The organism is Marinomonas lutimaris (genome assembly GCF_019426345.1).
GTDB lineage: Bacteria > Pseudomonadota > Gammaproteobacteria > Pseudomonadales > Marinomonadaceae > Marinomonas > Marinomonas lutimaris.
Genome location: NZ_JAHLLW010000007.1, coordinates 170,551 through 184,373 on the forward strand (window position 1 = coordinate 170,551; position 13,823 = coordinate 184,373).

12 protein-coding genes and 1 tRNA gene are annotated in these 13,823 nt (G+C 44.3%); 6 read left to right on the forward strand and 7 right to left on the reverse strand.

Annotated elements, in window-relative coordinates; all coding sequences use genetic code 11:
• Positions 1-23 precede the first annotated feature (23 nt).
• From radA to glnK, 4 genes are all read right to left on the reverse strand, one after another.
• Positions 24-1,412: a DNA repair protein RadA gene (gene radA / locus KPL72_RS10605; RefSeq protein ID WP_012071325.1), complete on the reverse strand. Its 1,389-nt coding sequence runs from the start codon at positions 1,410-1,412 to the stop codon at positions 24-26.
• Positions 1,413-1,473: 61 nt separating this feature from the next.
• Positions 1,474-3,003 (reverse strand): carbon-nitrogen hydrolase family protein, encoded by a 1,530-nt coding sequence (locus KPL72_RS10610; protein ID WP_100188287.1) that lies wholly within the window; start codon positions 3,001-3,003, stop codon positions 1,474-1,476.
• Between the two features lie 178 nt (positions 3,004-3,181).
• Positions 3,182-4,447, reverse strand: coding sequence for an ammonium transporter (locus tag KPL72_RS10615; protein ID WP_072840636.1), 1,266 nt, complete (start codon positions 4,445-4,447; stop codon positions 3,182-3,184).
• A 39-nt stretch (positions 4,448-4,486) separates the two neighbouring features.
• A complete protein-coding gene (gene glnK, locus KPL72_RS10620) occupies positions 4,487-4,825 on the reverse strand; it encodes a P-II family nitrogen regulator (RefSeq protein WP_012071322.1) in 339 nt (112 codons plus the stop codon).
• A gap of 159 nt (positions 4,826-4,984) precedes the next feature.
• Between glnK and KPL72_RS21370 the strand changes: the two genes are divergently transcribed.
• Positions 4,985-5,110, forward strand: a complete 126-nt coding sequence (locus KPL72_RS21370; RefSeq protein WP_283247999.1) for a hypothetical protein — start codon at positions 4,985-4,987, stop codon at positions 5,108-5,110.
• Positions 5,111-5,316: 206 nt separating this feature from the next.
• The gene (locus KPL72_RS10625) at positions 5,317-5,556 is read left to right on the forward strand and encodes an accessory factor UbiK family protein (RefSeq protein ID WP_212916345.1); all 240 of its coding nucleotides are present in this window, start codon (positions 5,317-5,319) and stop codon (positions 5,554-5,556) included.
• Position 5,557: 1 nt separating this feature from the next.
• Here the strand turns inward: KPL72_RS10625 and KPL72_RS10630 are convergent, their stop codons facing one another.
• Positions 5,558-5,773, reverse strand: coding sequence for a TIGR02450 family Trp-rich protein (locus tag KPL72_RS10630; protein ID WP_212916344.1), 216 nt, complete (start codon positions 5,771-5,773; stop codon positions 5,558-5,560).
• A gap of 107 nt (positions 5,774-5,880) precedes the next feature.
• On the opposite strand from KPL72_RS10630, the gene KPL72_RS10635 reads away from it, so the two are divergent.
• The 3 genes from KPL72_RS10635 (at position 5,881) to rep (ending at position 10,783) form a co-directional block, all read left to right on the forward strand.
• On the forward strand, positions 5,881-7,392 hold the full coding sequence (locus KPL72_RS10635) for a YifB family Mg chelatase-like AAA ATPase (protein ID WP_219702706.1): 1,512 nt from the start codon (positions 5,881-5,883) through the stop codon (positions 7,390-7,392).
• A gap of 255 nt (positions 7,393-7,647) precedes the next feature.
• On the forward strand, positions 7,648-8,577 hold the full coding sequence (locus KPL72_RS10640; protein WP_212916342.1) for a bile acid:sodium symporter family protein: 930 nt from the start codon (positions 7,648-7,650) through the stop codon (positions 8,575-8,577).
• A gap of 157 nt (positions 8,578-8,734) precedes the next feature.
• Positions 8,735-10,783 carry a DNA helicase Rep gene (rep, locus tag KPL72_RS10645; RefSeq protein WP_219702707.1) on the forward strand — a complete coding sequence of 683 codons (2,049 nt, stop codon included), beginning with the start codon at positions 8,735-8,737 and terminating at the stop codon, positions 10,781-10,783.
• A gap of 12 nt (positions 10,784-10,795) precedes the next feature.
• On the opposite strand, the gene KPL72_RS10650 is transcribed toward rep, so the two are convergent.
• Positions 10,796-11,077, reverse strand: coding sequence for a c-type cytochrome (locus tag KPL72_RS10650; protein WP_219702708.1), 282 nt, complete (start codon positions 11,075-11,077; stop codon positions 10,796-10,798).
• Positions 11,078-11,354: 277 nt separating this feature from the next.
• On the opposite strand from KPL72_RS10650, the gene KPL72_RS10655 reads away from it, so the two are divergent.
• Positions 11,355-11,431 (forward strand) — tRNA-Arg (locus KPL72_RS10655).
• A 177-nt stretch (positions 11,432-11,608) separates the two neighbouring features.
• On the opposite strand, the gene KPL72_RS10660 is transcribed toward KPL72_RS10655, so the two are convergent.
• Complete coding sequence (locus tag KPL72_RS10660; protein ID WP_219702709.1) at positions 11,609-13,735, reverse strand: TonB-dependent siderophore receptor; 2,127 nt, start codon at positions 13,733-13,735, stop codon at positions 11,609-11,611.
• Between the last annotated feature and the right edge of the window lie 88 nt (positions 13,736-13,823).

Below are 13,823 nucleotides of genomic sequence, written 5' to 3' on the forward strand. Positions count from 1 at the left end.
TATTCGGGTTGTTAATCGGTCAATTAATTCTCAAAAATTGCGTCTAGCGCTTCAGATAAACGTTCAACTCCGATGACTTTCATGCCTTCGATAGGCTTTTTCGGGCAGTTAGCTTTTGGTACCACAGCTCTGGTAAAGCCATGTTTCGCCGCTTCACTGATACGTTCTTGTCCTGATGGTACAGGACGAATTTCACCCGATAAACCAACTTCCCCAAGCACCACTAAATCATGCGGTAATACTCTATCGCGGAAACTAGAAACGACTGCAGCGATGGCCGCGAGATCTGCGCTGGTTTCCAATACTTTTACACCGCCAACCACGTTCAGATACACATCTTGATCTGATGTTAGTAAGCCGCCGTGCTTATGCAAAACGGCCAAAAGCATGGCTAAACGATTATGGTCAAAGCCCACTGTGACCCGTCTTGGATTACCTAAAGCTGAATCATCGACCAGCGCTTGCAGCTCCACCAAAAGAGGGCGAGTGCCTTCCCAAACGACCATCACAAGACTGCCAGCTGCTGGATGATTGCTACGGTTTAAGAAAATGGAACTTGGGTTCTTGACTTCTTTTAGGCCATTTTCTAGCATGGCGAAAACGCCTAACTCATTCACGGCACCAAAGCGGTTTTTCATGCCGCGAAGGGTGCGAAAGCGTGAGTCTTCTGAGCCTTCGAGCAACACAGAGCAATCCACCATGTGTTCTAGTACTTTTGGTCCAGCCAAAGAGCCGTCTTTAGTCACATGACCAACGAGCAATACCGCAGTTTGTGTTTGCTTGGCAAAACGTGTCAAGACAGCCGCACTTTCTCGAACCTGCGATACGCTGCCTGGGGCGGATTCAACACCATCCAAATGCATTACTTGGATCGAGTCGATAACCATGACTTTCGGTTTAACTTGTTGGGCGATGGTTAAAATCGCTTCCACATTGGTTTCTGACAGCATCTTGAGGTTTTGAGTCGGTAAACCAAGGCGTTGTGCTCGCATGGCAACTTGTTGAAGAGATTCTTCGCCAGTTACATACAACGCGGTTTGTTGTTGCGCAAGCCAGCACATGGTTTGCAGCAATAAGGTACTTTTCCCTGCGCCGGGATGTCCACCGATCAGTACTACACCACCAGGAACCAATCCGCCGCCTAATACTCGGTCGAATTCGTTTGCACCTGAGCTAAAGCGAGGAACATCGCCTAAATCCACATCGGATAAATTCTGTATACCAGTAACAGCGCCAGCGTAACCTTGATAACGTGGATCTTGGCTAGCGGAAACACGAGCAGAAGTTTTGCTAGAAGTAAGGCGTATTTCGGATAGTGAATTCCACGCACTGCAGGCTTGGCACTGTCCTTGCCATTTTGCGTAGTCGGCTCCGCATTCATTGCATACAAAGGCGGTTTTTGCTTTGGCCATGAGAGGTCTCTTTAAGATGTTGCGATAACGTCCATGTTATCACAGGAAAAAGCTGTATCGCTTATTTCGATTTTTTCCAATTGACTGAGTAAAGATCGGTACGACGGTCTTTTAGGTTGTTCACTGAGCCTTCGCTGCGAGTCAATTTTAGCTTATCTAAATCTAGATCCGAGAACATGATCATTTCTGTGTTTGGTGTAGTTTCCGCCATAACCGCATCGTGCGGATAAGAGAAATCAGATGGTGAAAACACGGAACTCTGTGCATATTGAATGTCAAGGTTTTCCACTTGTGGAAGGTTGCCACAGCTACCACAAATAACCACGTAACATTCGTTTTCAATGGCACGTGCTTGGGCACAGCGACGTACACGCAAGTAGCCATTTTTCGTATCTGTCCAGAATGGTACAAACAAAATGTCCATGTCTTGCTCGGCCAGTAATCGACCTAGCTCAGGGAATTCCACATCGTAACAAATCAAGATGCCTACTCGGCCCGCATCAGTATTGAAGACGCGTAAATCATTGCCACCTTCAATAACCCAGTCACGGCGTTCGTGGGGAGTGATGTGTATTTTCTTTTGCTCTTCCACGGTACCGTCACGACGACATAGGTAACTGACGTTATAAACAGTCTCGTCTTCAATTACTGGCATGGAGCCGGTAATGACGTTGATGTTATAGCTGACCGCGAACTGGGACATTTCATTGATAAAGCGTTCAGTAAAGCTTGCTAAAAAGCGAATGGCTTCAGTCTGGTTACTTTGATCTGGGCTTAGTCCAATCAATGGTGCATTGAAAAATTCAGGGAATAATACAAAGTCACTTTTATAATCAGATACTGCATCGATAAAGTATTCGACTTGCTTTAGTAGCTCGTCAACGCTTTCTACTTCACGCATTTGCCACTGAATCGCACCGATACGAACTTGGGTTTTACGTGAACGAATCACGTTAGTATCTGGTTCGAAGAAGATGTTTTTCCATTCCAACAAGGTTGCGTAGCCTTGAGATTTTTCATCTTCAGGCATGTAGCGTTTTAGTAAACGAGTAACTTGGAAATCGTTAGACAATTGGAAAGTCAGAATAGGGTCGTAAATTTTGCGTTCGCGAACGGATTCTAAGTATTCCGCAGCGCTCATTTCATGGGCGTGTTCGTGGTAACTTGGAATACGACCACCCGCCAAAATAGCTCGTAAGTTATGCTGACGACAAAGGTCTTTTCTCGCTTCATATAAACGACGGCCAAGACGGTAGCCGCGGTATTCTGGCGCGATCAAAACATCTAGACCGTACATAGCGTCGCCACGATCGTCGTTTAAAATATTTTCTTTTTGATCGATAAGATCATCATAAGTATGCGGGTTACTAAAACGCTGATAGCTGACTTGAACAGACAAGGCTAAGCCAACGATTTTACCGTGGTCTTCTAGGCAGATTTGTCCTTCAGGAAAGTCTTTGATCAGCTTGTGGATTGTGTGTTCCGGCCATGAGCCACCAATGTCGTGATAGACCTTATCCATCAGTACTTTTATTTCGTCGTAGTCGTCGTTGGTAAGGTTACGAATGGTTAAATGTAAATCGTCGTGCATGTTGGCCTCTATAAATCGGTCTTATGTATTGCTCATGATAACGCGTATCGGTGTGAGTAAGTAAGAGATCAGTATGTCATAAGGGTGTATAACGCTAACTCAATAAGGGATATAAAAAGAAAACCCCCGCCGAGGCGAGGGTTTTGATATTAAAATGTCTAAGTTTTATGAAGAGATATTACTTCTTGCTGAATTCTGGGTACGCTTCCATACCACATTCAGAAAGGTCAACACCCTCATACTCTTCTTCTTCAGTAACTCGAACACCCATGATGGCTTTGATGATTAACCAAACCACTAGGCTAGAAACGAATACCCAAACGAAGATAGTAAGAGCGCCCGCGATTTGTCCGCCGAACGTAGTGCCATCGTTAGTTAGTGGCACAGCTAGCAAGCCCCAAAGACCAACCACACCGTGAACAGAGATCGCGCCCACTGGATCATCGATTTTAAGCTTGTCTAGAGTCAGGATGGACACAACAACAATCAAACCACCAACAAGACCGATAAGCGTCGCACCTAGAGCAGATGGCGTATCAGGACCCGCGGTGATTGCTACCAAGCCAGCAAGTACACCGTTTAGAAGCATAGTTAGATCGGCTTTGCCGAATAAGATTCGAGCGAGAATAAGTGCACCGATTGCGCCGCCAGCTGCGGCTGCATTTGTGTTCAAGAACACCATGGCAACTGAGTTAGCACTAGCGATATCGCCAAGTTTTAGTACAGAGCCGCCGTTGAATCCGAACCAACCCAACCAAAGGATCAAAGTACCTAATGTTGCTAGTGGTAGGTTAGCGCCAGGAATAGCGCGAACTTCACCGTTTGGACCGTACTTGCCTTTACGAGCGCCAAGTACCAATACACCAGCTAGAGCAGCCGAAGCACCTGCCATGTGAACGATACCGGAGCCTGCAAAGTCAGTGAAACCTAGGTCGCCAAGGCTAAACATACCGAATACAGAACCGCCACCCCAAGTCCAGTTACCTTCCATTGGGTAAATGAAACCTGTCATTACGACTGCAAATACTAGGAAAGCCCAAAGCTTCATACGTTCAGCAACTGCGCCAGATACGATAGACATTGCTGTTGCAACGAACACAACTTGGAAGAAGAAATCTGAAGCACCAGAGTAGATTGCACCGCCTTCAAATCCACCTTCACGTCCTGCAAAGTCCGTTAAAGTAGAAGCAACATCTACGTCTTGAATACCAGTAAGGAACCACTCGCCACCGTACATGATAGCGTAACCACAAACTAGATACATGATGCAAGAAATGGCAAACAAAGCCACGTTCTTGGTTAGAATTTCAGTGGTGTTTTTAGCACGTACTAGACCTGCTTCCAACATGGCAAATCCAGCTGCCATCCACATGACCAGCGCGCCACACACCAAGAAATAAAAGGTGTCCATCGCATATTGTAAGTGAAAAATTTGATCTTGCATGTCTCGCCCCCCTAAAGGCTTGTATAATTAGAGCAGTGATTAAACTGCTTCTACACCAGTCTCGCCGGTACGAATACGAACCGCTTGTTCAAGGTTAACGATAAAGATCTTACCGTCGCCGATTTTGCCAGTGTTTGCTGCGCCAGTGATGGCTTCAACCACTTGGTCGGTCATTTCATCTGCAATGGCAAGTTCGATTTTTACCTTAGGTAAAAAATCCACTACATATTCAGCGCCGCGGTATAGTTCTGTGTGGCCTTTTTGACGTCCGAAACCTTTTACTTCTGTTACGGTGATACCTTGAACGCCGATTTCAGAAAGTGCTTCTCGAACATCATCGAGTTTAAATGGCTTGATGATGGCAGTTATAAGCTTCATACCCACTGTCTCCTTTAAAAGTCAGTTTTATTGTCGTATCGCAGGTACTTAGCTTTATTCAATATGCGTGCCATATATAGATATGCCCTTATAACAATGGCTTTGTAAGGATTTTGTCGACTTTTCGAAATTAAAAAGAGCATCAGATGGCTTTATTTAGTGCGGCATATTGGGGTGTCTTGGTTGGTTATTGCATTAACTTGGTGCGAATGGGTGACTTATGTGAGTGGCATTACTGGACGAGATCCCTATCTTATTGCTTCTGATCAGAAAATAAACATTTAGCTAAGAGTGTAATGCGTGCCTTATTTAGAGGATTTGTTTGGATTAAAGTACGCAATATTTTATTTCTCGCACAAAAAAGAGGCAATTTAATAGTATTGCGTGTTTATAAAGGAGCAGGGATATAAAGATGTGCAGCTGAGAGCTTGTTTGCACCTTACTTAGGCTTCTATACTATTAAGTATTGTAAATGCAAAAATGAGAATGACATGATTGATCAATTTATAAAGCAGCTTGGAACCGGATTAGGACAAGCAGCAGAAACATTGGGTAAGCTGCCAAAAGAAGAGATTCAGGCGCAACTGCACGAAGTGGCACGTAATACATTAAGCAAAATGGATTTAGTCACACGTGAAGAGTTTGAAGTGCAAGCTGCAATGTTGGCCAAGTACCGTGAAAAATTGGCTGTATTGGAAGCTCGTTTAAATGAGTTAGAGAAAAAAGACTAACTCATTTCCAACCTTGGAGCCATTTTTCAGGCGATGTCAGGGCTTGCCAAGGTAGAGAGTACTGATTTTTGTTGATTACGGCTTCAAGCACGCATTCTATGACGATGTCGTTATCATCTTTAATGAGTTTGGTGACGATAAAATGCTTTTCTTTTTGCTGTGGTGAGGTGGACGTCCATTTTGATAACAGCAGTTTGTTGGGGTTTATTTGGTGCATGGGAAGTCGGTAACCTTAATAAGCGAATGAAATAGAGATACGAAAGAAATGACAAGCTGGATTGCTTGTCGTTGAAAATTGCCAATTAAATTGATCAAGGAGTGATCATGAGTTTAGCTACTATTTATAGTCGTGCCCGTGTGGGCGTGTCTTCTCCTCTCGTTACCGTTGAAACTCATATTTCAAATGGATTGCCTTCCCTTAATATAGTGGGTTTACCTGAAGCTGCCGTTCGAGAAGCAAAAGATCGTGTGCGTAGCGCGATTATCAACAGTCATTTTGAATTTCCTACCCGACGAGTCACCATCAACCTAGCGCCAGCGGATTTACCCAAAGAGGGCGGTCGATATGATTTGGCGATTGCTATCAGTGTGTTAGTCGCGTCTGGGCAACTTGGAGAGTTGAATTTACGTGATACCGAGTTTATTGGCGAATTGGCTTTGTCGGGTGATATTCGTGGCGTGCCAGGATTACTACCATCGGCCATTGCTTGTCATCAGTCTAACCGTCAGCTTATTCTTCCCGAAGACAATCAACAAGAAGCCGCTTTAGTGGAAGGCGACGCGGTATTTGCTAAACACCTTACCCAAGTGACAGCCCATCTACTAAAATTAAGTAAGTTACCTGTTTGCGAATCTAAACCCACAGAGCCGTTGCCTTTGGATCATAAAGACATGCGCGATGTAAAAGGCCAATATCAGGCGCGGCGAGCGTTAGAAGTCGCAGCAGCAGGCGGGCATAATCTATTATTTATAGGTCCAGCTGGAACAGGCAAAACCATGTTAGCGTCACGTTTACCAAGCATAATGCCCGCTATGACTGAAGTTGAAGCACTGGCTGTGGCGTCAGTTCAATCGGTAGCTGGACGAAAAATGGGACTCGATTGGTATTGGTCTGAACGCCCCTTTAGGTCTCCGCATCATTCTTGTTCGGCTGCTGCATTGGTAGGAGGCGGTTCAATTCCTAAACCAGGCGAAGCCTCTTTAGCGCATTGTGGCGTGTTATTTTTGGACGAGCTACCAGAATTTGATCGCAAAGTGTTAGAGGTACTGCGCGAACCATTGGAAAACGGCGAAGTGCATATTTCCCGAGCTCGCGGTCAAGTGACTTTTCCGGCTCGATTCCAATTGGTTGCCGCTATGAACGCCAGTAACGAAGCTTACAATGGTGGACAGGATTATTATCAATCCAGCGCTAGCCAAAAATACCTTAAAAAACTTTCTGCGCCATTTTTGGATCGTATCGATTTACATGTAGAGGTTCCACCTTTGCCTTCTAATGTTTTAGTGAACGCGCAAGAAGAAGGGGAGTGCAGTGCCAATGTTCGCGAACGAGTTGAACACGCGGTTGCAAGGCAAAGAGCGCGCCAAGGCGTACAAAATGCATTGCTAAGTGGCCGCCAATTAGAAGCTATTTGTGCGCTAAGTGATGATGACAAGCAGTTCATGCAACAGGCATTGGAAAAACTAAAACTCTCGGCGCGTGCTTATCATCGAGTCTTAAAAGTGGCGCTTACTCTAGCAGATTTAAACGACTCTCCAGTAACAAGAGCGCATTTAATGGAATCGTTAAGTTATCGAAAAATGGAAAAAACCTTATCTATGGCGGTCTCTTCTTAAACGAAGGCTACTTTTAAAAACGGCTTAACCATAGACTTTACTCCGAAACATTGGAGGCGAATCATGCCTTCAATGAGGTTTAATTAAAGATTTTCAGCTCTTTTAAATGCAGGATAAAAGCTGTTTTAACCTTGCTCATTTCGTTACAATCCTCTTCCCATTTTTGGGACTAATAATAATTAAATAGTCGTTGCGTGCTCGCAGTTGTTGATTTATTAGCGGCAAGGGTGAGTGGCCTATGTGGAGTGTTGTCTTATGGTTATCCAGCTGTTCCCTTTTTGGGCGTTATTGCTTTCAGCAATTGCCTTTTTTCAACCGGATTTATTTGTCGGCTTGAAAACTCAAATCGTTCCATTATTGACCATCATTATGTTGGCAATGGGATTGACCTTAAGCCCTGCAGACTTCAAACAAGTATTGAAGAATGGTAAAGCCGTTGGCGTGGGTGTGTTATTGCAATTTTTAGTCATGCCTATTGCGGCGTTTGGTGTGGCCTTTGCATTTGGTTTTGATACGGAATTAACCGTTGGCATGTTGCTTGTGGGCAGTGTGGCAGGCGGTACCTCATCGAATGTTATGTGTTACTTAGCAAAAGGCGATACGGCGCTGTCTATTTCCATGACGGCTATTTCGACCTTGCTTGGCGTAATACTGACACCATTCTTAGTATCTCTAATGATTGGTCAGAGCGTCGATGTACCAGTCGCTGGTATGTTAATGAGCTTGTTTAAAATCGTATTATTGCCTGTTGCGGCGGGTGTGTTGATTAATACCTTCTTCTCAAAGTTTGTACGCAAAGCTGAGCCGATTTTTCCGTACATCTCAATGTTTGCCATCGTGCTGATTATTGCCATTGTAGTGGCATTGAGTGCATCCAAGATCGTTCAAGTAGGTCTAATTGTTGCGGCAGCGGTTATTCTGCATAATGCGATTGGTTTGACCTTGGGTTACTGGGTCACTTACCTACTTGGTTTTGACGCGCGTGTTTGTCGTACTATTGCCTTTGAAGTAGGCTTGCAGAACTCTGGTCTAGCAGCAGCGCTAGCGGTGAAATTCTTCACGCCAATGGCAGCTTTACCTGGAACGATTTTCAGTGTGTGGCACAATATTTCAGGATCTTTGTTGGCGAGCTATTGGAGCCGTCGACCAGTTGCTGAAAACAACGCTCAAGAAACAGGTAAATAATCTATTTGCTTAGCGTCAAAAAAGGGATGCCATTTGTGCATCCCTTTTTTGTGCTTGTTAGTTTTTGCTTTTATGATTTTTCTCTCAGTGCGAGATTCTTTATTGTCGGGTACACTTACGGCTGATTTTTAATAGCCATACGAGCCAGAGTTTTTCCATGAGTCAATCCATGCCATCCATATCCCATCGTCTTCGCAATCTGAATGAGCGTCAGCTAGATGCCGTCAAACAGATCGATGGACCTTTGCTAGTATTGGCGGGTGCTGGCTCGGGAAAAACCAGTGTTATCACCACAAAGATTGCCTATCTGATTCAAACATGTGGCTTCAAAGCTAATAGTATTATCGCGGTGACTTTTACCAATAAAGCGGCGCGAGAAATGAAAGAGCGTGTTGTCGGCATGTTGTCTAAACAAGAAAGTCGAGGCTTGAGTATCTCGACTTTCCACAATTTAGGCTTACGCATTCTTCGTAAAGAATATCGCCGCGCGGGTTTAAAAGAAGGCTTCACCCTTTTTGATTCTCAAGACTCCCTTAGTCTGATCAAAGAAATCCTCGATAAAGAATTTAACGGTCAAACTGACTCTGCCGCTTACTGTCAAAATACGGTTTCCAACTGGAAAAACGATCTAACTACGCCACAAGAAGCCATGACCAATGCGGACACCGAAGAGTTTCTGCTAGCGGCGCAAGTGTATGTGCAATATCAGCGTTATTTGCGCGCTTACAACGCAGTAGATTTCGACGATTTGATCTTATTGCCGGTTAGTTTGTTAATGGCCGATGCAGAGCTGCGCGATCGTTGGCAAAACAAAGTTCGCTACTTGCTGGTGGATGAGTGCCAAGACACCAACGCCAGTCAGTATGAATTGATTCGTTTGTTAGCTGGATTTCGTCGTTGTTTCACTCTAGTAGGCGATGATGATCAATCTATTTATGCGTGGCGTGGTGCACGCCCTGAAAACCTTGAGCGTTTGTCTGTCGATTACCCGAGTTTGAAATTGGTCAAGTTGGAGCAAAACTACCGTTCGACTAAAACCATCCTGAAAGCGGCCAATACGCTGATAGCGAACAATCCGCATATTTACGATAAAGCCTTATGGAGTGATCACGAAGAGGGCGACCCGATTCGCGTTATGGTGACGCGTAACGAAGATGCGGAATCGGAGCGTGTGGCAGCCGAAATACAATCACGTCATTTACGTCATGAAATTCCCTATCGAGATTTTGCCATCTTGTATCGTGGCAACCACCAAGCGCGCTTGTTAGAGATCAAGTTACAAGCGTACCGTATTCCTTACAAGATGAACGGCGGTACTTCGTTTTTCTCTCGGGCGGAAATCAAAGATTTAATGAGCTATTTGCGTCTTTTGGTAAACCCTTCCGACGACAACGCTTTCCTACGCATCGTTAACTTGCCGCGTCGAGAGATTGGACCAGCCACGCTTGAAAAAGTGGGTAACCTTGCCACCGAACGTGGTGTTAGCTTGTTTGAAGCATCGGGTTACAAAGAGCTAGAAGACACCATTACAGGTCGTTCGTTAAAAAGCTTGCAGGATTTTGAACGTTGGATGTCTACCTTGCGCCAGCGTTTAGAAGGCGCTTCGCCTGTCCCCGTGATCGAGCAAATGATTCACGACATGGATTATTACGGCTGGATTCAAGAGCAAACCTCTTCTAATAAAGCGGGTGATCGACGCATAGAAAACGTGCGTTTCTTGCTGGATTCCATTCAACGCATGATGGAATCCGCTTGGGAAGAAGACGAAACAGCAGGCTTGGATCAAGCCATTAGTAAGCTGTTATTAATCGATATGCTGGAACGCCAAGAAGAAGAGGAAGACGAAGACAAGGTGCAGTTACTGACGCTTCATGCCTCCAAAGGTTTGGAATATCCACATGTGTTCTTGATTGGTTGTGAAGAAGAGCTTTTGCCTCATAGAAACAGCATAGAGAACGACGACATTGAAGAAGAACGTCGACTGGCTTATGTGGGCATCACTCGGGCGAAAAAGACTTTGTGCATCACCTTAGCGGCGAAACGTCGTCAATACGGTGAAGAGATCGACTGCTTGCCAAGTCGATTCTTGGACGAATTACCAGAAGAAGACTTGGTGTGGGAAGGCCGCAGCGACGAAGGAGAAAGCACTAAAAAAGAACGCGGCCAAGCTTCATTATCTGCCTTAAAAGCCATGCTAAATGGCTAAGTAGTTAAACAGCTAGTTGCTTGAGCTATTGTCGATCATGTATTGAATCGCACCACGCAACTCGTCTTCGCTGCAATCAAAGCACAACCCCTTTGGCGGCATGGCTTTATAGCCACTTGTCGCATCTTTTAATAAAGTGTCTATGCCTTTTTCAATGCGTGGTTGCCAATCAGCCTTATTACCAAATTTCGGTGCGCCTGCGACGCCATTCATGTGACAGGCAATGCAATAGCTGTTGTAAAGTGTTTCACCAGAACGTGCGGCATATGCCGAATTGCTCAGCAGCAGGCTCATAGCGAAACCACTAAATAAAAGGGCTGTAAAACTGAGCGGGAAACGCTTGCATTGCATCGGTAGAGACGCTCCTGATAACATGAATAAGTGAACAGCGAGTGAATTATCCTCGACTTCAACCACTAGGTAAATGAGAGAAAAGCAGATAAAAACATGAATCTGCGGCTTTCCGTCATTAAGCACTGGAATCCTGAGGAATTTCCTTTAGAATACGCACTCCAATTTGTTCTGGCTCACTTTGCATCGCGCAAAGTATTACTGCCACGCAACAAGTCATGCGCCCGTAGCTCAGCTGGATAGAGCGTCGCCCTCCGGAGGCGAAGGTCGGAGGTTCAAATCCTCTCGGGCGTACCATTTTTAATTCCCTCGCATTTAAAAAATTAATTGATTTTGACAATTTCCAAATTATTGTTTTCTGGTAATTTTTAGCCTTTATTACCCTTGAAAACGCTATACCAAAAAAAAGCCAGTATGGGTATCCATACTGGCTAAATAAAAGGGATGGTGTTCGATTTATTGTCTTACGGCTGTTTACCAGCTGTGGTTCAAGGTGAGAGTGATGTCTCTGCCTGGGTTGTAGTAATTTGCAGTACCCGAACCGACTACATATTGCTTATCCAGTAGGTTTTTAATATTTAAGCCTAGCTTGGTGTCTGCGGTGATTTGGTAATCAAAAGCCGCATCAAATAGTGTTGCCGCTTCACTTTTAGATGTGTTCACAGCGTCAAAGTAATAAGACCCAACATAACGTGCCCCAAGACCAATACTCATTGTTTGATTAGGTAGTGTGTAGTGGCTCCACAAAGAAGCGGTACTTCGTGGTGCTGTGACAAATTCATTGCCTTTAATTGAGCTCCCATTTCGTAGTGTTCCTTTCACTACTTCCGATTTCATATAAGAGTAGCCTGCACTAATGTTCAGGTTTTCCGTTAAGTCGGCTCTTGCCTCTAGGTCCAATCCTTGTGTTTTCGATTTACCAATAGATTCTGGATCAGTACTAATGACACCATTGCGAATGATTCTAATAGGAACGTTATTTCTAGTTAGGTCATATACAGAAGCTGAAAATATTGCGTTCATTTCGTAAGGTGCGTATTTGATACCGACTTCGAGTTGTTCGCCTCGTTCGGGTTTATTAGCACTACCATTACTATCAATTGATGGTGGAGCAACAGATTCAACTTGGCTTAAGTAAGCAGACAACTCATCATTTATTTTATAAGTAAGGGCGCCACGGAGAGTTGTTTCTGAAAAACTTTCATTCGCTTTGACTCCAGTTAGATTATTTTTATTTGACAGATTTAAAGCGTCGTTTCGAACACCGAGCGTGACAATGTATTTATCATCAAATGATAGGTTTTGTTGCAGAAAAATGGATTTTGTCGTGTAGTCTTTTTTGTTATCACTGCTAAGGGGAAAGTTTGGCTTACCTGTATAAATAGGGTTGGCTATATCAATTGAAGTTACAGAGCCGTCAGCTGTTGTTATATCACTTGATGCATCACGATATTCAATACCTACCGTCGTACTACTGTCTACACTGTCAAAGCTAGCATCGTATTGCAGCATTGTATTACCAATAAACTCTTGAGCGTTGGTATCCGATCCATAGCGGTATCTATTTACAGTGCTGCCGACACGACCAGCTGTGTCGGAGAGATAAATGTAGCCAAAATCATCGGTTAAATCGCTGTAGCGTAAGTTGCCTAGTACTTTTAATTGGCGATTAATACGATGGGTAATTTGTGCTGTGATATTGGTTCGCTCAACGCTATGATTGTTGTAGTCTGGTTCGCCAAAGAAGTTACTGCGATCGTACTCTTTATCAAGCGGATAGCCGCCGCTGTTTGGTGTTGAATCTGTATTCAAGTAGTCAATTAAAAGTGTCGCGCTGGTGCTGCTGTTTGGTTCCCATGTTAATCCACCCATGATGAACTCAGAATCATCTTTGGAATAATCGTATTCTCGGTCGCTGTCTTTTACCTTGCCTGTTAGTCGGTAGGCTAGGGTTTCGTTTTCATTTAATGTGTCACCGACATCGATACCCACTTCTTTATGGTCGTTAGAACCATAGGTAACATAAGTATTTCTGATACTTTCAAATTTTGGGCGCTTGCTAACGAAATTTACTGATCCGCCTGGGTCTGCGGGGCCAAATAGAGTGGAGTTAGCACCGCGTAAGACTTCCACACGTTCAAAAGCATAAGGGTCTTCACGTACGCCACGCATAGAACCCAACGTCATACCGTCGCGATAGGTGGTTGCTTGAAATCCTCGAATCATAAAATAATCGTTGCGGTCATCGGTTCCATAATAGTCAGTAACTAATCCTGGAGAGTACTGCAAAACCTCTTCTGTGGTGCTGGCGCCACGTTGCTTGATTTCTTTTTCAGTGATGACAGAGACAGACGCCGGTGTGTCTTGGATGCTGGTAGCGACTTTACCACCGACCCAAAGCTCTTTGGCCACAACAGATTCTGAATCATCGTCGGCTATAGCTTGATCATTGACGATGATAGGGGAAAGTCGAAAGGTGCCTGCTTCACTTTCTGTTTCTGCATACCCAGCAATTGGTGTGAGTACGGAGCAGCAGAAAAGTGTCGCGGCAGCGCAGTGGTTTTGCTTTAACTTCAAGGGAAGAGCGCTTTTCTTGTTCATTTTTGGTTCCTCTATAATTTCATAATATGAAAATAGTATTGCTAATGATTATTGATAAATTATTGTAATAATTAACGGTTTCAATTTG

What these genes read in the sequence shown, in the direction of transcription:
- radA (WP_012071325.1), bottom strand. Translation starts at nt 1,412, where the DNA reads ATGGCCAAAGCAAAAACCGCCTTTGTATGCAATGAATGCGGAGCCGAC.
- KPL72_RS10610 (WP_100188287.1), bottom strand. Translation starts at nt 3,003, where the DNA reads ATGCACGACGATTTACATTTAACCATTCGTAACCTTACCAACGACGAC.
- KPL72_RS10615 (WP_072840636.1), bottom strand. Translation starts at nt 4,447, where the DNA reads ATGCAAGATCAAATTTTTCACTTACAATATGCGATGGACACCTTTTAT.
- glnK (WP_012071322.1), bottom strand. Translation starts at nt 4,825, where the DNA reads ATGAAGCTTATAACTGCCATCATCAAGCCATTTAAACTCGATGATGTT.
- KPL72_RS10625 (WP_212916345.1), top strand. Translation starts at nt 5,317, where the DNA reads ATGATTGATCAATTTATAAAGCAGCTTGGAACCGGATTAGGACAAGCA.
- KPL72_RS10630 (WP_212916344.1), bottom strand. Translation starts at nt 5,773, where the DNA reads ATGCACCAAATAAACCCCAACAAACTGCTGTTATCAAAATGGACGTCC.
- KPL72_RS10635 (WP_219702706.1), top strand. Translation starts at nt 5,881, where the DNA reads ATGAGTTTAGCTACTATTTATAGTCGTGCCCGTGTGGGCGTGTCTTCT.
- KPL72_RS10640 (WP_212916342.1), top strand. Translation starts at nt 7,648, where the DNA reads ATGGTTATCCAGCTGTTCCCTTTTTGGGCGTTATTGCTTTCAGCAATT.
- rep (WP_219702707.1), top strand. Translation starts at nt 8,735, where the DNA reads ATGAGTCAATCCATGCCATCCATATCCCATCGTCTTCGCAATCTGAAT.
- KPL72_RS10650 (WP_219702708.1), bottom strand. Translation starts at nt 11,077, where the DNA reads ATGAGCCTGCTGCTGAGCAATTCGGCATATGCCGCACGTTCTGGTGAA.
- KPL72_RS10660 (WP_219702709.1), bottom strand. Translation starts at nt 13,735, where the DNA reads ATGAACAAGAAAAGCGCTCTTCCCTTGAAGTTAAAGCAAAACCACTGC.